This window comes from Bradyrhizobium sp. HKCCYLS3070 (assembly GCF_051167575.1).
Taxonomy (GTDB): Bacteria; Pseudomonadota; Alphaproteobacteria; order Rhizobiales; family Xanthobacteraceae; genus Bradyrhizobium.
In genome coordinates this window covers 1-22637 of record NZ_JBNPTI010000020.1, presented here as the reverse complement: position 1 = coordinate 22637, position 22637 = coordinate 1, and the positions used below count along the sequence as shown (strand labels likewise).

The 22637-nt window shown below is 66.9% G+C and carries 20 protein-coding genes and 1 tRNA gene; 8 read left to right on the top strand and 13 right to left on the bottom strand.

Annotated elements, in window-relative coordinates; all coding sequences use genetic code 11:
- Nucleotides 1-4: 4 nt before the first annotated feature.
- Entirely contained in the window at nt 5-1471 is a 1467-nt protein-coding gene (locus ACQR03_RS31905; protein WP_315715427.1) for a M48 family metalloprotease, read from the bottom strand.
- 48 nt (nt 1472-1519) lie between these two features.
- Nucleotides 1520-2296, bottom strand: a complete 777-nt coding sequence (locus ACQR03_RS31900; protein ID WP_315752293.1) for a thermonuclease family protein — start codon at nt 2294-2296, stop codon at nt 1520-1522.
- Between the two features lie 223 nt (nt 2297-2519).
- On the opposite strand from ACQR03_RS31900, the gene ACQR03_RS31895 reads away from it, so the two are divergent.
- The 3 genes from ACQR03_RS31895 (at nt 2520) to ACQR03_RS31885 (ending at nt 5599) form a co-directional block, all read left to right on the top strand.
- Nucleotides 2520-3704: an ABC transporter substrate-binding protein gene (locus tag ACQR03_RS31895; RefSeq protein ID WP_315752326.1), complete on the top strand. Its 1185-nt coding sequence runs from the start codon at nt 2520-2522 to the stop codon at nt 3702-3704.
- A 200-nt stretch (nt 3705-3904) separates the two neighbouring features.
- Nucleotides 3905-4699 (top strand): enoyl-CoA hydratase, encoded by a 795-nt coding sequence (locus tag ACQR03_RS31890; RefSeq protein WP_434842309.1) that lies wholly within the window; start codon nt 3905-3907, stop codon nt 4697-4699.
- Nucleotides 4700-4825: 126 nt separating this feature from the next.
- Nucleotides 4826-5599, top strand: coding sequence for a hypothetical protein (locus ACQR03_RS31885; protein WP_434842310.1), 774 nt, complete (start codon nt 4826-4828; stop codon nt 5597-5599).
- Nucleotides 5600-5709: 110 nt separating this feature from the next.
- Here the strand turns inward: ACQR03_RS31885 and ACQR03_RS31880 are convergent, their stop codons facing one another.
- From ACQR03_RS31880 to ACQR03_RS31870, 3 genes are all read right to left on the bottom strand, one after another.
- The gene (locus ACQR03_RS31880; protein WP_315715253.1) at nt 5710-6516 is read right to left on the bottom strand and encodes an enoyl-CoA hydratase/isomerase family protein; all 807 of its coding nucleotides are present in this window, start codon (nt 6514-6516) and stop codon (nt 5710-5712) included.
- A gap of 154 nt (nt 6517-6670) precedes the next feature.
- On the bottom strand, nt 6671-7828 hold the full coding sequence (locus ACQR03_RS31875; RefSeq protein WP_316203051.1) for an acyl-CoA dehydrogenase family protein: 1158 nt from the start codon (nt 7826-7828) through the stop codon (nt 6671-6673).
- A gap of 19 nt (nt 7829-7847) precedes the next feature.
- Nucleotides 7848-8912, bottom strand: coding sequence for an acyl-CoA dehydrogenase family protein (locus ACQR03_RS31870; RefSeq protein WP_434842311.1), 1065 nt, complete (start codon nt 8910-8912; stop codon nt 7848-7850).
- A gap of 233 nt (nt 8913-9145) precedes the next feature.
- Between ACQR03_RS31870 and ACQR03_RS31865 the strand changes: the two genes are divergently transcribed.
- Nucleotides 9146-9925 (top strand): SDR family NAD(P)-dependent oxidoreductase, encoded by a 780-nt coding sequence (locus ACQR03_RS31865; protein WP_315715256.1) that lies wholly within the window; start codon nt 9146-9148, stop codon nt 9923-9925.
- Nucleotides 9926-9980: 55 nt separating this feature from the next.
- On the opposite strand, the gene ACQR03_RS31860 is transcribed toward ACQR03_RS31865, so the two are convergent.
- The 3 genes from ACQR03_RS31860 to ACQR03_RS31850 all read right to left on the bottom strand — a co-directional run bounded on the left by ACQR03_RS31860 (nt 9981) and on the right by ACQR03_RS31850 (nt 11668).
- The gene (locus tag ACQR03_RS31860; RefSeq protein ID WP_315715257.1) at nt 9981-10247 is read right to left on the bottom strand and encodes a GlsB/YeaQ/YmgE family stress response membrane protein; all 267 of its coding nucleotides are present in this window, start codon (nt 10245-10247) and stop codon (nt 9981-9983) included.
- Nucleotides 10248-10281: 34 nt separating this feature from the next.
- Nucleotides 10282-10866: a YidB family protein gene (locus tag ACQR03_RS31855; protein WP_315752288.1), complete on the bottom strand. Its 585-nt coding sequence runs from the start codon at nt 10864-10866 to the stop codon at nt 10282-10284.
- Between the two features lie 100 nt (nt 10867-10966).
- A complete protein-coding gene (locus ACQR03_RS31850; protein WP_410051881.1) occupies nt 10967-11668 on the bottom strand; it encodes a hypothetical protein in 702 nt (233 codons plus the stop codon).
- A 370-nt stretch (nt 11669-12038) separates the two neighbouring features.
- Here ACQR03_RS31850 and ACQR03_RS31845 point away from each other — a divergent pair, with 370 nt between their 5' ends.
- Nucleotides 12039-14165, top strand: coding sequence for an FAD-dependent oxidoreductase (locus tag ACQR03_RS31845; RefSeq protein ID WP_434842312.1), 2127 nt, complete (start codon nt 12039-12041; stop codon nt 14163-14165).
- Nucleotides 14166-14193: 28 nt separating this feature from the next.
- Here the strand turns inward: ACQR03_RS31845 and ACQR03_RS31840 are convergent, their stop codons facing one another.
- The 3 genes from ACQR03_RS31840 to ACQR03_RS31830 are packed head-to-tail and all read right to left on the bottom strand — an operon-like array spanning nt 14194 to nt 16701.
- Nucleotides 14194-15138: a M28 family peptidase gene (locus ACQR03_RS31840; RefSeq protein WP_315752285.1), complete on the bottom strand. Its 945-nt coding sequence runs from the start codon at nt 15136-15138 to the stop codon at nt 14194-14196.
- Between the two features lie 25 nt (nt 15139-15163).
- Nucleotides 15164-15781, bottom strand: coding sequence for a fused MFS/spermidine synthase (locus ACQR03_RS31835; RefSeq protein ID WP_315715262.1), 618 nt, complete (start codon nt 15779-15781; stop codon nt 15164-15166).
- Entirely contained in the window at nt 15778-16701 is a 924-nt protein-coding gene (locus ACQR03_RS31830) for a spermidine synthase (RefSeq protein ID WP_434842313.1), read from the bottom strand. The genes ACQR03_RS31835 and ACQR03_RS31830 overlap by 4 nt, the downstream gene beginning before the upstream one ends.
- 393 nt (nt 16702-17094) lie before the next feature.
- Between ACQR03_RS31830 and ACQR03_RS31825 the strand changes: the two genes are divergently transcribed.
- The 3 genes from ACQR03_RS31825 (at nt 17095) to ACQR03_RS31815 (ending at nt 20240) form a co-directional block, all read left to right on the top strand.
- Nucleotides 17095-17171, top strand: a tRNA-Arg gene (locus ACQR03_RS31825).
- A gap of 189 nt (nt 17172-17360) precedes the next feature.
- The gene (locus ACQR03_RS31820; RefSeq protein ID WP_434842314.1) at nt 17361-18053 is read left to right on the top strand and encodes a flavin reductase family protein; all 693 of its coding nucleotides are present in this window, start codon (nt 17361-17363) and stop codon (nt 18051-18053) included.
- Between the two features lie 81 nt (nt 18054-18134).
- Nucleotides 18135-20240 carry a tetratricopeptide repeat protein gene (locus tag ACQR03_RS31815; protein WP_434842315.1) on the top strand — a complete coding sequence of 702 codons (2106 nt, stop codon included), beginning with the start codon at nt 18135-18137 and terminating at the stop codon, nt 20238-20240.
- Nucleotides 20241-20278: 38 nt separating this feature from the next.
- Here the strand turns inward: ACQR03_RS31815 and ACQR03_RS31810 are convergent, their stop codons facing one another.
- Together ACQR03_RS31810 and ACQR03_RS31805 are read right to left on the bottom strand one after the other, a co-directional pair.
- On the bottom strand, nt 20279-20665 hold the full coding sequence (locus ACQR03_RS31810) for a hypothetical protein (protein WP_434842316.1): 387 nt from the start codon (nt 20663-20665) through the stop codon (nt 20279-20281).
- Nucleotides 20666-20903: 238 nt separating this feature from the next.
- Entirely contained in the window at nt 20904-21941 is a 1038-nt protein-coding gene (locus ACQR03_RS31805; RefSeq protein ID WP_434842317.1) for an LLM class flavin-dependent oxidoreductase, read from the bottom strand.
- Between the last annotated feature and the right edge of the window lie 696 nt (nt 21942-22637).

The window sequence follows — 22637 nt, the reverse complement described above, 5'->3', positions numbered from 1 at the left end:
CCCGTCACTCCACCACGATCTTGACGCGGTCGCGGACCTTGACCTGGGCGCGGGCGTCGAGGCCGTTGAGAACGCGGAAGCGCTCGACCGGGCGGTCGACGCCGGTCATGCGGTGCGCAAGCGATTCGACGGTATCGCCCGGCTGCACGGTGATCACCTTGATGCGCAGCGGCCGGGCCGACTGGATCTCCTCCAGGCTGAGCCGGCGGAACGAGTTCACCGTCTCCCGCGCATTGCGCTCGCTCTCGGTGGATTTCTGCCGCGAGGCGAAGATGAAGCGGTAGACGTCGCTGCCGACGCGCAACGCGTAGACCTTGAACTGCCAGGGATCGCCGCTCGCCGTGGTCGAGGCCGCCGGGAAGCCGTTGATCGTCAGCTCCTCGGTCGCCGACTTGTCGACGTTCTCCATCCAGCCGGAATTCAGATAGTCGCCGAGCGTCTGCTGGGCCGGCACGCGCACCACGTCGAAGCGCATCGCCTGCGCGCCGCCTTCGCGCACGCCGATCACCGCCTGCGCGGTGTTGTCGAGCGTGAAGTTCTCCGGCGCCTGGAAGGTGAAGCCGAGCTTCGGATGCAGGAAGCGCCGGCCGCGCACGAAGCCCTCGCTCGGGTCCTCGCCGTAGACGATGTTGTCGACTGCAGCCAAGTAGGTCTCGCGGTCATGCTCCCTGGCCTCGGGGGAGACGTATTGCTTGGCGATGGCGGCGGCGTTCTGCACCCGCTCCGGCGTCGCCGGATGCGACGACAGGAAGTCCTGCGCGCGCGGGTCGATTGCGACTTTACCGGCCTTCAACTCGGCATTGCGCTCCATCGAGCTCAGGAAGCGCGCCGCGCCGTAGGGATCGAACTTCGCCTTGGCGGAGATGCCGACGCCGATGCCGTCGGCCTCGAACTCCTGAGTGCGCGAGAAGCTCGCCATCGTCAGCTTGGTCTTGGCGAGCGCCAGCGCCGTCAGGTCCGGATCGTTGCCCATGTCTGAGACGACGCGGGTCACCACGGCGGCCTGCCGCGCCTGGTCCTCGCGGATCGCGGCATGGCGCGCCAGCACGTGCGCCATCTCGTGGCTCAGCACCGACGACAATTCGGAGGTGTCGTTGGCGAGCGCAATCAAGCCGCGTGTCACGTAGAGCTGGCCGGTCGGCAGCGCGAAGGCGTTGACCGCACCGGAATTCAGGATCGTGACCTTGTAGCCCTGGTCGGGGCGATCGGACACGGCCACGAGCCGGTCGACGATCTTGCCGATCAGGCCCTCGAGCTGGGGATCCTCATAGGCGCCGCCATAGGTTGCTAGAATGCGCTCGTGCTCGCGATCACTCGCCGGCGTCGTCTGCACCATCGCCGGCTTCGGCCGCGGCGTCGGCATCGGCGCCGTCGCCTGCTGCAACTTGCCCATGTCGCTGCAACCGGCCAACGCCAGTCCCAGGCACAGCAGCGCCGGTGCGATCCGCGAACCGCAGTTCATCACCGTCATGCGCTTTCGAACAGACAGGTTCACGTCGCTACTCACGTACCTCAGCGGTCAATTCCCGCTCAAAATCTCGATCTGGGCAGTCTGTGTCAGTTCCAGTCTCGGACCCGCATGCGCCTCAACCCAACCGCGCACGCGAACCTGCCGATTCGCAAGTGATTTGACGTCGATACCGGCACCTTCCAATACCGCCATCATACGCTTTGGAATAATCACCGCGAAGCCCCGTGTCCAGCTACGAGCGAAGTTCAGATAAGTTGTTGTCCCCGTCTGTCGTACGGACAACACCTTCCCTTCGACAACCGTAAATAGCCCTACGCGAGACAAAATATCGTCTGGACTTTCCGTGTTTTTTATGACGGTCCCAATCTTCCAGAGGCCGCGCCCGGCGCTGCGTGCCTCGGCTTCCGCCGCGCCCAGGCTGAGGGCGCAATCCCGGTCGGGCAGGTCGACCCCGCGCAGCACGGCGCCCTGCCGGAGCAGCTCGCTCTGCACTGGCTGGTCTGCGCCGGCCACGAACGCGAAGGCCCGCTGCCGGCCATAGCGGTCAGGGGTGTCGTCCTCTCCGCGCAGCACGACGTCGCGGCCGCGCAGCAGCACGCCCAACGCATCCATCGACGTCGCGCGCTGCTCCTCCGGCGGCACCTCGATGCCGGCGAGCCTGACCTCGCGACCGTCGTCGAGACGGAAGCTGCGTGCATCGATGATCTCGCTGACGTGGCCTTCGCCGAGCTCCGCGAACATGCACGGTGTGGCGTGACTCGCCGACATCATCGCGATGGTCGCGACGCTCGCGCCGAGCGCAATCAGCCTCCGTCTGCTCCGCATCCTGCGCTCTCTCGTCATGCTGCATCATCGCACGAAATTTCCATTCCACTGAGCGGAAAGCGGCGACCGGCGACGCTTTTGATGAGCGTGCTGAGCGCTTGCCGCATGCGAAAGCGTGCGCCATGATGCGAACTATCAAAGAGGCCGTCGCCATGTAGCGATGCGCCCGGCAGGGAGGATATCGATGAGCAGAACCATCCGCGGCGCGGCGGCGTCGTTGTTCATGCTGGCGTCGGCGCTGACGTTGTCCGCAGGCGTGGCGCATGCGCAGAGCAAGCCGCCGCTGAAGATCGGCGGCATTCTCGACATGTCGAGCCTCTACGCCGACATCACCGGTCCCGGCAGCGAGACCGCGGCGAAGATGGCGGTGGAGGATTTCGGCGGCGAGGTGCTGGGCCGCAAGATCGAGGTGATCGCGGCCGACCATCTCAACAAGGCTGATCTCGCCGCCAACATCGCGCGCGACATGCTCGACAACCAGGGCGTCGAGATGATCTGGGATGTCGCAGCCTCCGCCACCGCGCTGGCCGCCGGCGAGATCGCCAAGGCGCGCAACAAGATCATCATCTTCAATGGTCCCGGCTCTGTCAGGCTCTCCAACGAGGCCTGCGGCCCGTACACCGTGCACTACGTGTTCGACACTTTTGCGCAGGCCAACGTCACGGGCCTGGCGGCGGTGAAGTCTGGCCTCGACAGCTGGTTCTTCCTGACGGCGGACTACGCGTTCGGCCAGGATCTGGAAAAGGACACCACCGCCGTGGTGGTGAAGTCGGGCGGCAAGGTGCTCGGCAGCGTGCGTCATCCGCTCAACACCTCGGACTTCTCCTCCTTTCTGCTGCAGGCGCAGGCCTCCAAGGCCAAGGTGATCGGGCTCGCCAATGCCGGCGGCGACACCATCAACGCGATCAAGCAGGCCGCCGAATTCGGCCTCACCAAGGGCGGCCAGAAGCTGTCGCCGCTGCTCGCCTTCGTCTCCGACATCGACAGCGTCGGGCTCGAGACGGCGCAGGGGCTGCTGGTCGCGGAAGCGTTCTACTGGGATCTCAACGACGACACCCGCGCCTTCACCAAGCGCTTCATGGAGCGCACCAAGCGCGTGCCGACCTCGGCCCAGGCCGGCGTGTATTCCTCCGTCACGCACTATCTGAAAGCCGTGAAGGCCGCGGGCACCACGGATGCGGACGCCGTCATGAAGCTGATGCGGGCGACCCCGATCAACGACATGTTCGCCAAGGGCGGCCGCATCCGCGAGGACGGCCGCATGGTGCACGACATGTATCTGTTCGAGGTCAAGAAGCCATCGGAATCGAAGACCAGGTCCGACGACTACAAGCTGCTCGCGACCGTGTCTGGCAACGAGGCGTTCCAGCCGCTGGAAGCGTCGCGCTGCCCGCTGGTGAAGAAGTGACGGCCGGGGCGATGGCATTCCGGGGCGCGCCTGAGCAAGGCGCAAACTCTGCCGCGACATCCGTCGTTCCGGGGCAACGCGCAGCGTTGAACCCGGAACCTCGATGTGAGTCCATCAGCTCGGGATTCCGGGTTCGACGCTGACGCGTCGCCCTGGAATGACGGAGACATAACACCGGGAAACAACAAGGAGCGCCGGCCATGACCACCAACACCACAGTTCTGCAGCACCTCGAGTCCGGCCTGCTCACGATCACGATGAACCGGCCGGAGCGGCGCAACGCGCTCAACAGCGACTTGACCAAGGGCCTGGTCGAGGCGGCGCATCGTGCGGCCAATGATCCGGATGTGCGCGCGGTGCTGCTCAAGGGCGCCGGCGGCACGTTCTGCGTCGGCGGCGACGTCAAGGCGATGGCCGAAGCCAAGACCGCGCCCTCGTTCGAGACCAAGGTGACGACCTTGCGCGAGCGCATGGAGGTGTCGCGGCTGCTGCACCAGATGCAGAAGCCGGTGGTGGCGCAGATCGACGGCGCGGCCGCCGGCGCCGGCCTGTCGATCGCGCTGGCCTGCGATCTGCGGGTGGCCGGCGAGTCGGCCAAGATCACGACGGCCTTCGCCAAGGTCGGGCTGTCGGGCGATTTCGGCGGCACCTATTTCCTCACCCAACTGCTCGGCAGCGCCAAGGCACGGGAGCTGTATCTGACCTCGCCGGTCCTGACGGCGCAGGAGGCGCTCACCCTGGGCATGGTCACCAAGGTTGTGCCCGACGCCGAGGTCGAAGCGGCCACGCGCGCGCTGGCGATGTCGCTGGCGCAGGGGCCGAGCGTGACGCTCGGCTACATCAAGCGCAACATCAACAATGCCGAGACGATGACGCTGGAGGCCTGCTTCGACGCCGAGGCGATGCATCACTCGCGCTGCAGCGACACCGAGGATCACAAGGAGGCGGCGAAAGCCTTCGTCGAGAAGCGCGCGCCGGTGTTTCAGGGCCGATAGCTCCGCGTTCTCCGTCATTGCGAGCGAAGCAACCCAGGGTTATGGCCTGAGCTCTGGATTGCTTCGCGTCGCTCGCAATGACGCCGCGGGCTCGTGTGAACAGGGGATTCCGCAAAGAGGGCTGCGATGGCTTACCTTCACCTCCGTCAGATCTGCCTGGTCGCGCCCCGGCTCGAGCCGGTGGTCTCGGATATCGCCGCGATCATGGGGCTGGAGGTCTGCTACCGCGATCCGCATGTCGGCAAATACGGGCTGGAGAATGCGCTGCTGCCGGTCGGGCCGATCCTGCTCGAGGTGATCGCGCCGACCCGCGAGGACACCGCGGCGGGACGCTTCCTGGACAAGACCGGCGGCCGCGGCGGCTACATGGCGATCTTCGCCTGCGATGATCCCGATGGCCGTGCCGCCCGTGCCAACGAGATGGGTGTGCGGACCGCCAACGTCATCGATCATCCGCCCTATCATGGGGTGCAACTGCATCCCCGCGACTGCCGCGCCGCCTTCATCGAGCTCAATCACACCGAGGGCAGCGACGATGTGCTCGGCCCGTATCCGCCCGCCGGGCCGGATTGGGCGCGAGCGATCCGCAGCGACGTGACGTCGGCGCTGACCGAGGTGGTGCTGCAGAGCCCCGCGCCGGCTTCACTTGCCGCACATTGGGGGCGCATTCTCGATGTGGTGCCGGCGGCCGGCAGCGATGGTGTTGAGCAGTTGTACTTGCCGAACGCCCGTATCCGTGTCGAACCCGGCGAGCGCGAACTCATGAGCGGCCTGACGTTCCGCGTCGCCGATGCTGCACGTGTGGCCGACGCTGCGCGCGCCCGTGGCTATGCGGTTTCAGGCGGTTGCTTCACAATTGGCGGTGTTGCCTTCGCGTTGCAGGGGGCGGTCGCCAATTAGTCGATCGGCATGCCCGAGCTTGACCGGGCATCCACGTTCGTCTTTCCTCGTATCAAGACGTCATGGCCGGGACGAGCCCGGCCATGACGTCGATCGAAGCTCGCGGTTCGTCACCGCCCCTTGAAGTTCGCGAAGCGCCGCTCCTCCGTTGCCTTGACGCCTTCCTTGAAATCCTCGGTCGCGCGCAGCCGGGTCTGTTCGGCGAGCTCGTGCTCGGTTGCTGCCATCACACGGTCGGCGAGATTGGCGCGCATCGTGGCGCGGGTCGACAGCAGGCCGAGCGGCGAGCATTCGGCGATTTCCGCGGCGAGCTTCATCGCAGCCGTCCGCACCTGGTCCTGCGGCACGCATTCATTGGCGAGGCCCATCCTCAGCGCTTCCTCGCCGGTGACGCGGCGGCTGGTGTAGAACATCAGCTCGGCGTTGTTCTTGCCGACCAGTTCCGGCAGCGTCACCGTCAGCCCGAAGCCGGGATGGAAGCCGAGCTTGGTGAAATTGGCGGAGAAGCGCGCTTCCGGACAGGTGACGCGGAAGTCGGCCGAGACGGCGAGGCCGAGCCCGCCGCCGATTGCGGCGCCGTGCACGGCGGCGACCACCGGCTTCTTGCAGCGGAAGATCCGCACCGCCTGCATGTAGAGATGGTTGATCGCCCCGAGGCTGTCGGCCGGATCGCCTTTGGCGCCGGCCGCTTCCTGCGCCTGGCGCGCCGGATCGGTGAAATTGGCGCCGGCGCAGAACGCCTTGCCCTGCGCCGCCAGCACCGAGGCGCGGATCTCGATGTCGCGGTCGAAGCCTTCGAGCGCGTCGGCGATCTGGTTGATCAGCGCAATGTCGAAGAAATTGAGCGGCGGCCGGCGAATCTCGATCAGGCCGACATGGCCGTGGATCTCGACGCCGATGTCAGGGAAGTGGGTCATGGTGGGTCTCCGATTCTGCTTCTCCAGCGTCATTGCGAGCGCAGCGAAGCAATCCAGACTGTTGGTGCGGTCCTGGATCGCTTCGCTGCGCTCGCGATGACGGAGCTACTTGCCCGTGGGCGCGGCTGCGACGATCGCGGCGTGTCGTCGACCCTCACCTTAATCCCAGCCCGCGCGCGATGATGCCGCGCAGCACCTCGGTGGTGCCGCCCTGGATCGTCAGCTTCGGCGCGGTCTGCATCGCAAAGGTCAGCTGGTTCTCCAAGGTTTCGCGATTTCCTGCGTTCTCCTCGACGAACGCGGCGAGGTCGCGGACGCGGTGCGGCAGCTGCTGCTCCCAGATCGTGCCGACGTCCTTGACGATCGAGGCCTCGACCACCGGCTCCTTGCCGGCCTGCAGCATGCCGGCGACCGACACCGACATCCGCCGCATCGTGTGCAGCTGAGCCACCAGCCGGCCGATGCCCTCCGCGCTGCGCGTGTCGGGGGTGGGACCGACCGCGCGCACCAGCTCGGTCAGCACGTAATAGGTTTCGAGGAAGCGCTCCGGTCCCGAGCGCTCATAGGCGAGCTCGGAGGTCGCTTGCTTCCAGGCGCCGTCGATCTCGCCGAGCTGATGATCGTCCGGCACGAAGGCGTCGGTGAAGACGACCTCGTTGAACTCCTTCTGCCCGGTGATCTGCCCGATCGGGTTCACCTTGATGCCGGGCGTTTTCATGTTCACCAGGAACTGCGTCAAGCCATGACGCCTGTTCTCCTTGGTCGACGGCGAGGTGCGGAAGATCGCGATCATGTAGTCGGCCATGTGCGCCGACGTGGTCCAGATCTTCGAGCCGTTGATCAGCCAGCCGCCCTCGGTCTTCGTCGCGCGTGTCTTGGCGGCGAACAGGTCGGAGCCCGAGTTCGGCTCGCTCATGCCGATCGCGAAGCACAGCTCGCCGCGGCAGATGCGCGGCAGGATGTCCATCTTGATATGCTCGGGCGCGTAACGCAGCAGGATCGGCCCGCTCTGCCGGTCGGCGACGAAGAAGCGCCTGACCGGCGCGTTGGCGACGCGCATTTCCTCGGTCACGACGTAGCGCTCCAGGAACGAGCGCTCGTGGCCGCCATATTGCTTCGGCCAGGTCATGCCGATCCAGCCGCGCGCGCCGACGCGGGCTGCAAACTCGCGCGCGTCGGCGTCCTCGCGCTTGGGCTGGTACGGGTTGAAGGTGCCGGCCGCGATCTCATCAGCGAGGAAGGCGCGCACCTCCTTGCGCAGCTCCTCGCATTCCCTCGGCAGCCGGATCGGATCGAAACGAAGTGCGCTCATGCAACAATCCTCTTCGTGGTCAGCGCGAGGCGACCAGCGGCCACAGCTCATCGGCGCCGCGCGCAGCGACGCGCTTGCCGAGCTCGACGGCCCAATGACTCTCGGAGCCGAAATCGTCGCGCCAGGCCAGCGCGCGCAGCGAGAAGCGGTGCAGGATGTGCTCGGTGGTGAAGCCGATGGCTCCGTGGACCTGATGCGCGATCGCCGCGCCCTTCTCGGCGGCCTCGGCGCAGCGGATCTTGGCCGCGGCGGCTTCGAGAAACACCGCCTCGTCGAATGCGGCGGCCCGCGCGATCGCATCCGCGGCGGATGTCGCGGCCGCGCTCGCGGCGGCGCTCTCACCGGCCAGCCGTGCCAGGTTGTGCTGCACCGCCTGGAATTTGCCGATCGGCTTCTCGAAGGCGACGCGCTCACCCGCATAGTTGACGCTGATCGCGAGCAGCCGATCCAGCGCGCCGGCGATCTGCAGTCCGCGGGCGACGCCGGCCATCAGCATCAAGGTGGTGCCGTCGAAGCCGGCCGGTGCCGGCCGGCATGCCAGCGGCATGATCTTGTCGAACGTCACCGTGTCGCTGGGATCGTTGGCGAGGTTGAGGCCCGCGTCGATGCGCAGCCGCGCGGTCTCGACCAGCGCGATCGACACGCCGTCTCCGCCCTCGGCGAGCACGGCAACGTGCTGCGCCGTCCTTGCGAACGGCACGCCGCGGGCACGGCCGGACAAGGTGCCGTCAGTGTCGAGCGTGATCCGGTCCCTCGGATGAGCCGGCGCGATCGTCATGGCGCCGTCGGGGGAGGCAATGCCGCCTTGTTGCAGCAGCCAGCCCGCGAGCAGCGTCTCGGCCAGCGGCACCGCAATCGCAAAACGGCCGGCGGCATTGATGATCTCAAAGCCATCGGCGAGGTCAGTGCCGGCGCCGCCGAACTCCTCGCCCACCCAGGCGAGCGTCAGGCCGGCCTCGCTCAGCGCCCGCCACAGCGGCGCCGTCCAGCGGCCGTCCTTGTCGTGGTTGATCGTCTGCGGGTCGGCGAGATCGGCGAAGATCCTTTCCGCGGTCGCAACGACGATGTTCTCAGCTTCCGCCACAGCGCTCCTCGCCCTCGTTGTCGTCGGTCTCGGCGCGCCATGTCCTGCGCGCGCCGGCGATGTTTTGCCGGCATGATGAGCGCAAGCGACGGCCCTGACAAGCGTAGCCCGCTGCAGGGCCCCGTCCGCTCGCCGCATGGAGGCGAGCGATTTCCGCGCTGCGGAGATTGTGCCGATTTTGCAGATGCAGCGATGTTGGCTAAGAAGAAGCAAGGCAAACAGGGAGGTGCGGAATGGCTGAAGGTCTGTGCGCGGTCGTGACGGGGTCGGCGTCCGGCCTCGGAGCCGCGACCGCGTTGCTGCTGGCGAAGGCCGGCATGCGCATCGTCGTGAACTATTCGAACAGCAAGAGTGAAGCCGAGCAGACCGCTGATCTCTGCCGCAAGGAAGGAGTCGAGGTCGTCGTCATTCAAGGCGACGTGTCGCGCGATGAGGATTGCCGCAAGATCGTCGCCGCCGCTGCGGCTTGGGGCCGGCTGGATGCCCTCGTCAACAATGCCGGCACCACCAAGCACGTGCCGCACGATCAGCTCGATGGCCTTTCGGCGGAGGATTTCCAGCGCATCTTCGCAGTCAACACCATCGGCCCCTTCCAGATGGTGCGCGCCGCGCGGCCGCTGCTGGAAGCGGCGGCCAAGGCGACGGCGCGTGCGTCCGCGGTCGTCAACGTCTCGTCGGTAGCCGGCATCAGCGGCATCGGCTCGTCGGTCGCCTACGCCGCCAGCAAGGGCGCGCTGAACACGATGACGCTATCGCTGGCGCGCGCCCTGGCGCCTGCGATCCGCGTCAACACCGTCTGCCCCGGCTACATCGATACGCCCTGGTTCACCAAGGGCCGCGGCGAGGCCGGTGCCAAGCAGGTGCGCGATGCGGTGGTCGCGCGGGTGCCGCTGCGCGCGGCTTCATCCGCTGAGGACATCGCGCAGCTCGTGGCGTTCCTGGCGAGCCCGGCGTCAGGCCACATGACCGGCGAGGTCGTGCGCATGGATGCGGGGATGCATCTGTTGGGGTGAAATCGTCATGGCGAGCGGCCGCTGTGGTGGCTCGCGATGACGTGGCGCGAGGCCGTTACCGATTGAAATCGCGGATCGTGCCGCTCGCGACCAGCCTGTTCCAGATGAACAGCACCACGATCGCGCCGAGGGTTGCGGTCACGTAGCCCGCGCCCTGGTCGGGGCTGTAATGGCCGATGGCCTGCCCGATGGCGGTGGCGATGAACGCGCCGACGATTCCGAGCACGATGGTCAGGATGAAGCCGGAGGGATTGTTGGGACCCGGCGATAGAAGCCGCGCCAGGAAGCCGGCGACCAGCCCGACGATCAGAATGTGCAGCATGAGTCTCGTCCTTCCCGTCAACGATCGCGGAGCGTCAGATCCGGCCCGCCAACTCATGCTCGGTCGGCAGCCGACCGTCCGGCGTGAGCTGATCGATCACTTTCGGCAGGTACTGGCTCAGCCCGTTCAACAGCTCGTCGCGCGACAGCCCGCTCTGCGCGGTGAGCTGATCGATCTGATCGGCGCCGAGCGCATTGGCGAGATCGCCGGGCGAGATCGGCTTGTTCTCGCCGGGGGAGACCCAGGAGTTCGCGGTGTCGCCATGGCCTTTGTCCTGGAACTGGCGCAGGAGATCGCCGAGCCCGCCCGACAACACGCTGCCGGCCGCGCCGCCCGCAAGCAGGCCGCCCAGGCCGCCGGCGATGATGTTGCCGAGGCCGCCACCAAGCGCACCGCCGAGCGGTCCGCCTTGATTCCCGGTCGGCTGGGGCGGCGGGACTGGCGCAGGCGCCGCGTTCGGCTGCTGTCCATTCTGCGAGAAATGCTTCACCGCTTTCCACGCCAGCAAAGCGAGGATCGCCATCGTCATCGGCGACATGCCGCCGTTCTTCTGCGTGGTCGGATGACTCGGCCCGCTCGGGCCGTTCTGCATGCCGTTGAGGATATCGAGTAGACCCATGACCTGCTCCTGCGCCCCGCGCCGACAAACCTATGGGCTTGCACGCGGCGTTACAAGCCGCGGTCAGATTCGTCGCACAGGGGAACGTGTCGCGCGCGGCTCAGTTCCGGGCTTCGGCCCGTTTCGGCGCCTTGGCTCCGGGCGGTGCGGCTGCGGCCTGGCTCGGGCCGGTGAACATCCGCTTCAGCTCGTCGAGCTTCTCCGACAGGACTGGAAAGTTGCACGAGAACGAATCGCGGCGCCAGCCGTCCTTGGCGCATTGCGCTGCCTTGATGCGGGCGCGTGCCTCCACGTTCGACGCCGGCGGTGGCAATCCGCCCTGCGCGGTCGCGGCCGGGGGCTTGTTCGGCCGTTGCGGCGGCGGGGCCGGCATGGCCGGCTTCGGCGGCTCGATCGCGGCCCGCGCCGTCATGTCCCGGAGCGAGGGCTGGAGGTCCTGCGTTTGCGGCCGCGACATCATCGCCGAACTCATGTTGGCGTGGCGCTGGCGCTCGAGGTATTGCGTATACTGCTGGTCGATGAACTTCTGCTCTTCGGCCGTGGGATTGGGGCCGGCGATGTCGAAGCTGCGATCCTGCATGAAGTCGTAATAGACGTAGCCGCCGCCCGGCTTCCGTCTCCCGGCAAATTTCGCGTTGCATTGCGCCAGCGCCGCCGTCTTCTCCTCCTTGGAGGCGGACTTCTCGGCAGCGTCGGCACACTCCTCGAAATCCGTCGGGGAGCGGCTCCACCATTCCGCATGCGCGCGTTGAGGTTGCACGGCAGGCAGGCAGGTGATCGCTGCAAAGACCAGTACTGGCAGGCGGGGTGGGTACACGAACGGTAATCCTCAGCGGCTCCCCGCCTCAGATGACGGGAGATTGTCGCCATTTTGCGGCGGGGTGTGACTCCAATGCTGCGTAAATTGAGACTTTCTTCTTTATCTGCCGTGGTTCCGTGATCTCGTTGCCACAGTCGGGCCGGCAATGACGGCAGCGCCGTTCGTGAATCGCGCCTTGCTGTGGCGCCGGAACGATACGCAGCATTTTTCCACCATTTTCATCCCGCCGTAGTTGACGAAACTAATCTTGACGTTGGAAAGATTGGTGTTGACGAGACCAGGCAAGCGCTCCTATGAATATCTTGACAATGGAAAGATGAGCTGCGCCGCCCGGTGCGGAGGAGAGGCTGCGATGAAAGTGTTCCTCACGGTCAAGCTGGCGCTGTTGCCGTTCGTCGCGTTCTGGACCCTGCTGGCCTGGCATCAGCCGGCATGGGCGGTGTGGTCCGCGCTGGCCCTGGCGCTCGCCGCCAACGTCTGGCGAGCCTCCCGGAGCGAGCTCGCGCTGCTGGAGCTCGGAAGCCTCGCCCTTTTCGTCGTGCTGGCGATCGCCAACGACGTCGCGCCGAATTGGACGGCCGGCAACGCGCTGTGGCTGTCCTTCGCAGGGCTCGGCCTCATCAGCTTCGCTTCGCTCGCCGTCGGCCGTCCCTGGACCGCGGACTATTCCCGCTCGGCCTATGCCGACAGCGCCTCGACGCCCCAATTCCACCTGATCAACATGATGATGACCGGGCTCTGGGGCGTCCTGTTCCTGGTCCTCGGCCTGTGCCGCTGGGCCGGCGTCGCCTCCTGGATCGCGACGATGATCGTCGTCGGCGGCGCGCTGATCTCGATCTTCGGCCCGCGCTTCGCAATTCGCCAGGCCTTGCTGCGCATGCGGGCCGCGCGCGAGGAGTGCCATTGGCCGGCACCGGGCTTCACCCCCGCGGCCGGCGTCGACTGCGACGTCGCGGTGATCGGCGCCGGAATCGGCGGGCTGACGGCCGCCGCCCTGCTCGCGGAGTCCGGGTTGAAGGTGAAGGTGTTCGATCACCACGTGGTGCCCGGCGGCTTCTGCCACACTTATCTTCGCAAGGCTCACCACGACAACAAGCCGGTGCTGTATCGCTTCGATGCAGGGCCGCACGATTTCTCCGGCGTCTGGCCGGGCGGGCCTGTCGACAGCGTGCTGCGCCGGCTCGGCGTCGCCGACCGCATCCAGTGGCGGCGGGTCACGCACTCCTACCGACTCGCCGGCCGCCGCATCGACGTGCCAGAGGACTGGCGTGCTTATGTCCGACTGCTCTGCGAGATGTTTCCCGCCAGCGCGGACGGGCTCACCCGGCTGTTCGACACCATCCATGCCATTTTCGAAAGCATGTACGCGACGGGGCAGGGTCGCAGCGGCATTCCCGGCATGCCCGCCACATTGGAGGAGATGCTGGCCTTCCCGCGCAAGCATCCGCAGGCGTTCAGGTGGATGAACCGCCCGTTCGACGAGCTCGTCGCCGCCCATGTCTCCGATCCCGAACTGATCGCCTATCTCAATGCGCTGTCGGGCTATCTCGGCGACGGCAGCGAGACGCTGAGCTGCGCCCAGATGGTCCCGATCTTCGGCTACTATTTCAAGGGTGGCTTCTATCCGGTCGGCGGCTCCGGCCGCCTCGCGGACGTGCTCGCCGAGGCGGTCACCGCCAGGGATGGCGAGGTGCATCTGAAATCCAGGGTCACCCGCATCCTGGTCGAGGAGGGCCGCGCCGTTGGCGTCGTGCTCGGCAACGGCCGCACGGTCCGCGCGCAGGCGGTGGTCTCGAATGCCGATCTCGGCCGTACCTTCACCGAGCTTCTGAGTCCCGACGATCTGCCCGCCGGTTTTCGCGAGCGTGCCCGCACCCTCGCGCCGGCGACGTCGTGCTTCTCGGTGCATCTCGGCCTCGACATCGTGCCCGACATCGCGCCCGCCACGCATCTCGATACGCCGATGGGAATCGGCCTTGCCGTGATGTCCAAGCTCGACCCGTCGGCGGCGCCCGAAGGCCATGCCACGATGACGATCATCACCCTCGTGCCGCACGATCAGGCCACGCGCTGGTTTCCGGGCGAGGGCGGCGACGACTGGAAGGCGTGGCGGCGCTCGCCGGACTACGAGGCCCGCAAGCAGCAGCTCGGCGATGCCATGGTTGCCGCTGCCGCGACCGTCATTCCCGACTTGTCCAGGCATATCGTCTATCGGACCGACGCCAGCCCGGTGACCTATGCACGCTATGATCTCGCCAGCGCCGGCGCGATCTATGGCGTGGCGCAGTCGGGACGGCTGAAGGGCGCCAAGGCGCCGGTGCGCAATCTCGTCATCGCCGGCGGCGGCAATGCCGGAGCGGGCGTCGAGGCCGTGGTGATCTCGGGCGCGGAGGCGGCCGAGGCGCTGGTGCCGGGTCTGCTGGCGCGCGCATCGGCAGTCGCGTCGGACGCGGTGACGGCGCGGCCGCGGGCGGCCTGAGCGCGGCGCCTGCCGCAGCTCGGGCGTATCAAGGCGTATAGAGGTAGCGCAGCAGGGTGCGGCCGACGGTCTCCAGGCTCTGCGCCGAGCACTGCTCGATCGTATCCTGCGTGGTGTTGAAATAGGGCTCGTAGTCGAAGTCGATGACGAGGAAGCTCGGAATGCCGGCCTGCTGCAGCGCCGTGTGGTCGTCGCTGATCGGATACGCCGTGGGCTCCGGCGAGAACGCCGATGGCGCGATACGGCTGCCGATGCTCCAGAACCTCTTGACCTCGGGCAACGCCGAGGCCAGCGACGACGGCTCCGGCTGCAGCTTGAGATCCTTGTCGCAGACCATGTCGAAATCGACTGCCTTCTCCGGCTTGTGCGTCGGATAATAGGTCTTCAGGTTGGCCGCGAAATGCGGCGAGCCCAGCGGGCGCCAGGTCGGATCGCCGGCGCCGAGCGATTTCGGCCCCTCCTCGCCGTCGAAGAAGATCATGTCGATGCCGACGTCGGGCTTCGGCGACAGCGACAGCACGCGTGCGGTCTCGAGCAGCAGCGCCACCGCCGAGGCGGAGTTGTTGGCGCCCGGCATCGGTGCGTCCGGCGATTTGGGATCGCGATAGGCCTTGATGATGCTGTCGTAATGGGTGGCGACGATGACGCGCCGCGGGTTCTGCACCTGGAAGCGGGCGATGATGTTGGTCAGCGGGATCGCCTTGCCGTCATCGCCCTTGGCGGTGAAGCTCTGCGTGAGCACGGCGTCCGCCGCGCTCTTGGCCATCGCTGCCTTGATGTAGTCGATCGTTTTCTGATGTCCCGGCTCGCCCATCGATCGCGGCGTGAACCGCAGCAGATCGGCGATGACAGCCATTGCGCGCTGACCGTCCCACAATTCGATCTGCGCGTCCGCGGCGTAGGCGGTCGGCGATATCAGCAGCAATACGGCCGCTGTCGCGGTGGCGGCGAGGCGAGGCCAGAACTCAGTCATCCGCAAAGCTCTTCAATGATGAAAATCAGGACGTCTTCTTGCCGAAGGGAATGAACAGGATGCCGGCGCAGCCAGCCAGCGCCACGGCGAAATAATAGGTGATCGCGCGCGAGCCGATCGTCGGAATCAGCGCGAACGTCGTGACGAGCGTGCCGACGACGTTGCCGATGGTCGAGACGCCATAGACCAATCCGGCGACACGGCCGGCCTCGCCGGCCGAGCGCGTCAACAGGCTGACGGCGATCGGCGAGAAGGTGCCGAGCAGGGTCAGCGGCACCAGCAGCAGCGCGGTCGAGGCCATCAGCGTCGCCATCGGTCCGTCGCCGATGCTGTCGAGGATGTCGGCCATGACGGTGTCGGCGGTCGCCGGAACCAGCGCCATGTAGGCGGCGGCGATCAGGATCATGGTGCCGATGGTGCGCGTCGTCGGCTGCCGGTCGACGATGGCGCTGCCGGCGAAATAGCCGATCGCGAGCGCGCACAGCACGGTCGAGATCAGGCTGGCCCAGGCGCCGATGCCGCTGCCGAAATACGGGTTGAGGTAGCGGCTGCCGAGCATCTCGAAGCCCATCAGCACGCAGCCGACCAGGAACGAACAGAGATAGATCGCCAGCATGCCGGCGCGGGACACCGGCGCGCTCATGGCAGCTTCTTGTTGTGGCGCTCGATGCTCTTCAGCGCCTCGACCGGCGCGAAGTCGTCGGTCAGCACCTTGGCCTTGGCGTCGATCACCTGGCCGTTATCGATGTCGATGCGCTTGCGCTGCGCCAGCATGTCGGCGAGCTTGTAGCGGAAGCCGAATTCCTTGTCGCGCTCCTGCGCTGTCGCGGCGAGATCCTCGGGCTTCCGCTCGTCGCCGGGATAGGCGACCATCACGATGTTGCCGCCGGCCTCGTAGAAGTCGACCTGCGGGAACACGCTGTGGATGGTCTTGACCGCGGCGTCGAACAGCATGGTCGACGGCTCGACGTTCTGCGCCACCACGCCGCCCTCGGCGAGATGCTCCTTGACGAGCTGGTAGAATTCCTTGGTCAGCAGGTGGAACGGCACGAACGGCCCGCGATAGGCGTCGATCAGGATGATGTCGTAGCGCTCCTTGGATTCCTGCACGAACAGCCGGCCGTCGCGGTTGGCGACGTGGAAGTTCGGCTCCTCCTTGATGCCGAAATATTTCTTGGCGAGCTCCAGCACGGTCGGGTCGAGCTCGACCGACGTCACCTGCACCTTGGGCAGGAAGCGGTGCAGGTACCAGGCGGTGCGGCCGCCGCCGAAGCCGATCTCCAGGACCGAGCCGACATTCTTTGCGTACATGACGCTCGCGGTCATGAAGCGGGTATAGTCGACCGGCAGATCGAGCTCGTCCTGGGTGTTGTAGACGCTCTCGGTATAGATGCGCCGGTTGTGACCGAACGTCATGCTGCGGTAGGGCGCCTGCTCATAGACATAGATGTTGTTGTAGAGCGACTCCTTCGACTCCAGCAGGTGGCGGGTGTCCTGCGCGCTTGCGGCGGCGATGGAGAGGAAGCTTGCGAACACGCCTGAAATGACCGACCGGATGAGCATCGACTTGTCTGTGTCCCTCGGCTGAAATGGGCAGGCGCGCTGGATCGAGCGGATCTCGTGGCGCCGGACGCCTGGCCGGCCACGAGATGCGCTCAGGCACGACCAATACGGCAATCCCGAGGCCGGGTTCCAGATTGGCGCCGTTCTCTTAGACCATCGGCTGCCGTCCGGATAGTCAAACCGCCCCTCCCAAACTGGGGTGTGATCGGGCATGAGCGGCCCCGCTCTAACCGGGATCGCGCGGCTGCGTTCCCGTCGTCGTCCCGTCAGGGGATCCGAGCGTCGTTGTGCCCCGGTCGGCCGCCCGGTCCAGGCTCCGACCGGAGAGGCTTCCGGTCGGTGGCCGGGTCTGCTATGGAGGCGGCGAAGCAGGTGCACTTCGGTGCAGGCTCCGGTCCCGTAGCTCAGCTGGATAGAGCGGCGGTTTCCTAAACCGTAGGTCGCATGTTCGAGTCATGCCGGGATCGCCATCTGCCGCAGCCTTGCACGCGCAGACATCTCCAGATCAAACCCAGGGCGCGCTTGATCCGGCCCGTTCGGGAATCGGGTGGAGCGCGTCGCTGCCATCGAGGAACTTCTCCGGGTGAGACGGCGGCTTGAGCCCCGTCCGCGCGGCGCGCGCAATCGCCGCCGAGATGCATCACCCTGGAGCGCCTTCCATGCATACGACCATCGAGCCGGGCATCCTCTATTTCGGGACGCCGGTCGTCCTCATCAGCACCGTCAACGAGGACGGCGGCTTCAATCTCGCGCCGATGTCGTCGGCATTCTGGCTCGGCTGGCGCTGCATGCTGGGCCTCGCCGCCGGATCGAAGACGCCGCAGAACATGCGCCGCACCGGCGAGTGCGTGCTGAACCTGCCGTCGGTCGATCTCGTCGCCGCCGTCGATCGCCTGGCGCTGACCACGGGATCGGACCCGGTGCCGGCGATGAAGCAGCGCAAGGGCTACCGCCACGTGTCCGACAAGTTCGCCGCCGCCGGGCTGACCGCAACGGCGTCGGAAACCGTTGCGGCTCCGCGCGTCGCCGAATGCGCGGTGCAGCTCGAAGCCCGCATCGAGTCAGTGCATGGCATCGCCGCCGACGACGCGATCCTGAAGGGGCACATCCAGTGCTTCGAGGTACGGGTGCAGCGGGTCCATGTCGATGAGGCCATCCTGATGGACGGTACGCGTGACCGCATCGACCCGGACAAATGGCGGCCGCTGATCATGAGCTTCCAGCAGTTCTATGGCCTGGGCGCGCGCCTTCACGAGTCGCGGCTGGGCACCATTCCGGAGGCGGCCTATCGCACGCCCGACGTCGAGCGCGCCCGCGAGGCGGCCATGCGGATGGAGGTGGTGGCAGGCTGAGCCGGCTCGGCCTGGAGTCTCGCCTGGAATCGCCCGGCCGCACGTTGAAGCTTGCATTCGAGTGCGAGAGGTGGGGACATCATGGGGGCTGTGGCTGTCGACCAGCTGCTGATCGAGGCGGCTGATCATTACAATGCGGGGCGCGCCGGTCCGGCCAAGGCGCTGTGCAGCGACATCCTCCAAGCGGTGCCGGATCATCTGCCGGCGCTGCATCTGTCCGCGATCCTCGCCTTCGCCGACGGCGGCATGGCGGAGGGTGCGGAGCTGCTCGGGCGCGTCTTCGCCCGCGATCCCCACCATGCGCCGGCCTATGTCACGCTCGGCGATGCGCTCGCCGTGAAAGGCGAGCGCAAGGGCGCCGCCGATGCGTTCGCGCGCGCAGCGGCTTTGCGGCCGCTCGATGCGGCGATTCACAGCAGGCTCGGCAGCGCGCTGCTCGAGCTGTCGCGCTTCGCCGAGGCCGAGGCCGCCTATCGCCACGCGCTGGCGCTCGATCCGGCGCTGTTGCACGCGCGCTGGAATCTCGCGCTCGCCTTCAACCGGCAGGGGCGGCTTGCCGAGGCGGAAGCGGCCTATCGCGCGTTGCTCGAGCGCGAGCCCTCCTATCCCGGTGCATGCCGGGCGCTGGCGCATGTGCTCGCCGACCAGGCCAGATATGACGAAGCCGTGCCGGCCTATCTGCATGCGCTGGCGGCGCAGCCGGCCGATGCGGGCCTCCACCTCGCCCTCGGCGACGTGCTCTACAAGCAGCGCGCCTTTGCCGAGGCCGCGGTCCAGTATCGTCAGGCCTGCGATCTCGCGCCCGGCGATGCCAACGCTGCACGGCTGCTCGGGCACGCGCTGCATGAGGCCGACCGCCCGGCCGAAGCCGTCGAGGCCTATCGGCGCGCCGCCATGCTCGATCCCACCGATGTGGTCGTGCTCAGCAATCTCGCAGCCTGCCTGTGCGGGACAGGCCAGCTCGATGCGGCGATTGCCGCCTGCGAGCACGCGCTGGCGCTGCAGCCCGATCACGCCCCGGCGCATACCAATCTGGGCATCATCCATGAGATGCGCGGCGAGACCATCGAGGCCGTCGCGGCGCATCGCCGCGCCGTCGCCTCCGATCCTGGTTACGCCAAGGGTCACGCCAACCTCGCGGTGGCGCTGCGCAACGCGGGCGACATCGACGCGGCGCTGGCCGCCTCGCATCGTGCGATCGCGCTGGCGCCCGACAATGCGCTCGCCCGCTACAATCACGCGCATTTCCTGCTGATGTGCGGCGACCTCGTGAACGGCTTTGCGGAGCATCGCTGGGGCCGCGACTGTCCGGACCTCTCCGCGGGCATGCCGCGCTTCGACGCGCCGGAATGGCAGGGCGCGCCGCTCGACGGACGCACGCTGCTGCTGTTCGCCGAATATGGCATCGGCGATGCGCTGCAATTCGTGCGCTACATCGATCGCGTCAGGATGATGGGGGGACCGGTCGTGCTGCAGGTGCAGCCGGCGATCGCGCCGCTGCTGCGCCGTCTGGAGGGCGTGACCGTGGTGCCACGCGGCGCGCCGCTGCCGCCATTCGACCTGCAGGCACCGCTGATGGATCTGCCGCGCATCTTCGGCACCACGCTGGAGACGATCCCGGCCGAGGTGCCTTATCTCGCGGCCGATCCGATCAAGATGGCCGCGTGGCGCAACGTGCTCGGGCGCGCGCCGTCGTTGAAGGTCGGCGTCGTCTGGGCCGGCAATCCCAGGCACAAGGGCGACCGCCAGCGCTCGCTCACCGCGCAGGCGGTGCTGCCGCGGCTGGTGATGCCGGGCGTGCAGCTCTATTCCTTGCAGAAGGAGCCGCGGCCGGACGATGCGCTAGGGCTCGCCGAGCTTGGCACCGACGTCATCGATCTCGCGCCGTTGCTGAGCGACTTCGCCGAGACCGCGGCCGCCGTTGCCGCGCTCGATCTCGTCATCTCCGTCGACACGTCGGTGGCGCATCTCGCCGGCGCGCTCGGCCGTCCGGTCTGGGTGCTCTTGCCCTATGCGCTCGACTGGCGCTGGTTGCGCGATCGCGCCGACACCCCGTGGTATCCGACCATGCGGCTGTTCAGGCAGGAGAAGCCCATGGCTTGGGACGGTGTGCTGGCGCGGACGGCCGGGGAGCTTGCGCGGCTGGCGGCAGGTGAGCGCGGGCCGTTGTTGCCCGGGCTGGTATGAGGCGGTGAGCGATGTCGAAGGCTGACAGGGCCTGACGCTTATCGCATGGCCATGCGTGCGAGACCGGTCTGATCCGAGCGCGTGGACGGAAACGACAATCGCCACAAGCTGAAGAGCATCGGGAGTTGGAAAACGAAGCTGATCGCCGCAGCGCCCGCCAGCACCTCGAAACGTTGTGCCTCGATCAGGGCCTTGGCGTTCGGGACCACGTGGACCAGGCCGTCGGCGACGTAGACAAGCGCAACGATCCGCCAGATGTTGGCGGACAGCCAGCCCATCCTGAAGGCGTGATCGAACAGCGCGAGCAATCCGCCGAGCGCGAGCGTCGAGCTCGCCATGTGAGACGGCGTGTCGTAGAAGCCGGGCTCCAACGCGGCCTGGACGAACCAGAGTCCGTAGACCACCGCGACGATCTTCAGCAACATCAGTTCGTTCCCAGGCTCGCGAGCTTGTCGTCTGCCTCCGGGCAACCGATCGGATTGCGCCCCGTTGATCGGAGCAGGCACGCGCGAGATCGAGCTTACGATGCGTGTCACGAAGGCTCTATTAATCGGCTCGCTTGGATTGTCCTGAACGAGCCGTTTTGCTCGCGCCTTTGATCCAGGTCCCGTGATGCAAGGGCCAGGCGCGGTTGCGGACATGGTGAAGGACCGCGCAGCCGACCTACTGCTCCGCCAGCAACTCCCTCACCCTCGGCACCACCACCTTGCCATACAGCTCGATGCTCCGCATCAGTTTCGCATGCGGCAGCGGACCGGCTGAGTATTTCAGCTGAAACCGCGCCAGGCCGAGCGCCTTGATCGTCGCGGCGATCTTCTGCGCCACGGTCTCCGGCGAGCCGACATAGAGCGAGCCGTGATCGGCCTCCTGGACGAACTCGTCGCGGCCCATCGGCGGCCAGCCTCGCTCGCGGCCGATGCGGTCGCGCATGGTCTTGTAGTCCGGCCACAGCTCCTCGCGCGCCACTTCGTCGGTGTCGGCGACATAGCCCGGCGAATGCACGCCGATCGGCTTCGTCTCGCGGCCGAACTGCTTGAGCGCGCGATGGTACAGCTCGACATAGGGCGCGAACCGTTTCGGGTCGCCGCCGATGATCGCGAGCATCAGCGGCAGCTCGTAATGCGCGGCGCGCACCACGGACTCGGGACTGCCGCCGACGCCGATCCAGGCCCTCAGCCGTCCACGCTCGACCGGCGGATAGACCAGTTGATCCCTGAGCGGCGGGCGCAACCGGCCCTGCCAGGTCAGTGGCTGCTGCGGCAGCAGGCTGACGAACAGATCGAGCTTCTCCTCGAACAGCGCCTCGTAGTCCTTGAGATCGAAGCCGAACAGCGGGAAGGACTCGGTGAACGAGCCGCGGCCGAGGATGACCTCGGCTCGGCCGTTCGACACCGCGTCGAGCGTCGAGAAGCGCTGGAACACGCGGATCGGGTCATCCGAGCTCAGCACCGTCACCGCCGAGCCGAGCTTGATGCGGCTCGTGCGCGCCGCGATCGCCGCCAGCGCCACCTCCGGCGCCGAGATCGCGAAATCGCCGCGATGGTGCTCGCCGAGCCCGATGAAGTCGAGCCCGAGCTGGTCGGCCAGCACCGCCTCCGCGACGACGTCGCGGATCACCTGGGCATGGGCGGCCATCGCGCCCTCCGCGTTGCGGGTGACGTCGCCGAACGTGTCCAGGCCGAATTCGATCGCTGTGCTCATGTCTCATTCCGTTGCGTCGGGCCGTCATACGGCCTCTGCTCGTCAGCTGGAAGGGGCCGCACCGGATTGCAAGCGGAGGAAAGCGAAACACAAGGTTTCCGTGAGCTTGAGCGCATCATGAGAAGGTTGGGCCGTCGCCATTCTCCGTCATTCCGGGGCAATCGTCGATGCGCAGGCGCGGAGCGGCGGCGTGTTGACGATTGAACCCGGAATCTCAAAGTCGTTCAGAACGGACGCAAGACAATATCGAGATTCCGGGTTCAAGGCCTCTCGGCCTTGCCCCGGAATGACGGTGGTCGTGATACCGGGCGGATCAGACTGTCCGGACGACCGACAAAAATTTTGCTTTCGTTTTTCCAGAAATATGCTCTACTGCGTTCATCCTGCCTCATCGATGAGGGGCGTACGCGCGGTCGTCACGAGACGCGAGGCAGGGATGCGGTGGCCGTAGCGGGTCGCAGCGCGGTGTCGCGCCGACGAACGATCCGATGCGGACAGTCAAATCGCGTGGTCCTGGCCTCCCGATGCTGAGGTCAAGCCGGATGATGGTGCGGAAGCGCATCACGCCGACGATGGGGGCAACACAGCCGGTCCCCAGGGAGAGCGCGAAGCAGCTGTTAAGACCATCGCGCAGGGAAGGCCGGGGGCGGATTCAATTGGTCGTCGCAACACTCGATGAGGAGGTTGCGATGGGCA

Bases quoted from the DNA above. Each gene is read 5' to 3' on its own strand.
- ACQR03_RS31905 (WP_315715427.1), bottom strand. From the start codon at position 1,471: ATGACGGTGATGAACTGCGGTTCGCGGATCGCACCGGCGCTGCTGTGC.
- ACQR03_RS31900 (WP_315752293.1), bottom strand. From the start codon at position 2,296: ATGCGGAGCAGACGGAGGCTGATTGCGCTCGGCGCGAGCGTCGCGACC.
- ACQR03_RS31895 (WP_315752326.1), top strand. From the start codon at position 2,520: ATGCTGGCGTCGGCGCTGACGTTGTCCGCAGGCGTGGCGCATGCGCAG.
- ACQR03_RS31890 (WP_434842309.1), top strand. From the start codon at position 3,905: ATGACCACCAACACCACAGTTCTGCAGCACCTCGAGTCCGGCCTGCTC.
- ACQR03_RS31885 (WP_434842310.1), top strand. From the start codon at position 4,826: ATGGCTTACCTTCACCTCCGTCAGATCTGCCTGGTCGCGCCCCGGCTC.
- ACQR03_RS31880 (WP_315715253.1), bottom strand. From the start codon at position 6,516: ATGACCCACTTCCCTGACATCGGCGTCGAGATCCACGGCCATGTCGGC.
- ACQR03_RS31875 (WP_316203051.1), bottom strand. From the start codon at position 7,828: ATGAGCGCACTTCGTTTCGATCCGATCCGGCTGCCGAGGGAATGCGAG.
- ACQR03_RS31865 (WP_315715256.1), top strand. From the start codon at position 9,146: ATGGCTGAAGGTCTGTGCGCGGTCGTGACGGGGTCGGCGTCCGGCCTC.
- ACQR03_RS31860 (WP_315715257.1), bottom strand. From the start codon at position 10,247: ATGCTGCACATTCTGATCGTCGGGCTGGTCGCCGGCTTCCTGGCGCGG.
- ACQR03_RS31855 (WP_315752288.1), bottom strand. From the start codon at position 10,866: ATGGGTCTACTCGATATCCTCAACGGCATGCAGAACGGCCCGAGCGGG.
- ACQR03_RS31845 (WP_434842312.1), top strand. From the start codon at position 12,039: ATGAAAGTGTTCCTCACGGTCAAGCTGGCGCTGTTGCCGTTCGTCGCG.
- ACQR03_RS31840 (WP_315752285.1), bottom strand. From the start codon at position 15,138: ATGACTGAGTTCTGGCCTCGCCTCGCCGCCACCGCGACAGCGGCCGTA.
- ACQR03_RS31835 (WP_315715262.1), bottom strand. From the start codon at position 15,781: ATGAGCGCGCCGGTGTCCCGCGCCGGCATGCTGGCGATCTATCTCTGT.
- ACQR03_RS31830 (WP_434842313.1), bottom strand. From the start codon at position 16,701: ATGCTCATCCGGTCGGTCATTTCAGGCGTGTTCGCAAGCTTCCTCTCC.
- ACQR03_RS31820 (WP_434842314.1), top strand. From the start codon at position 17,361: ATGCATACGACCATCGAGCCGGGCATCCTCTATTTCGGGACGCCGGTC.
- ACQR03_RS31815 (WP_434842315.1), top strand. From the start codon at position 18,135: ATGGGGGCTGTGGCTGTCGACCAGCTGCTGATCGAGGCGGCTGATCAT.
- ACQR03_RS31810 (WP_434842316.1), bottom strand. From the start codon at position 20,665: ATGTTGCTGAAGATCGTCGCGGTGGTCTACGGACTCTGGTTCGTCCAG.
- ACQR03_RS31805 (WP_434842317.1), bottom strand. From the start codon at position 21,941: ATGAGCACAGCGATCGAATTCGGCCTGGACACGTTCGGCGACGTCACC.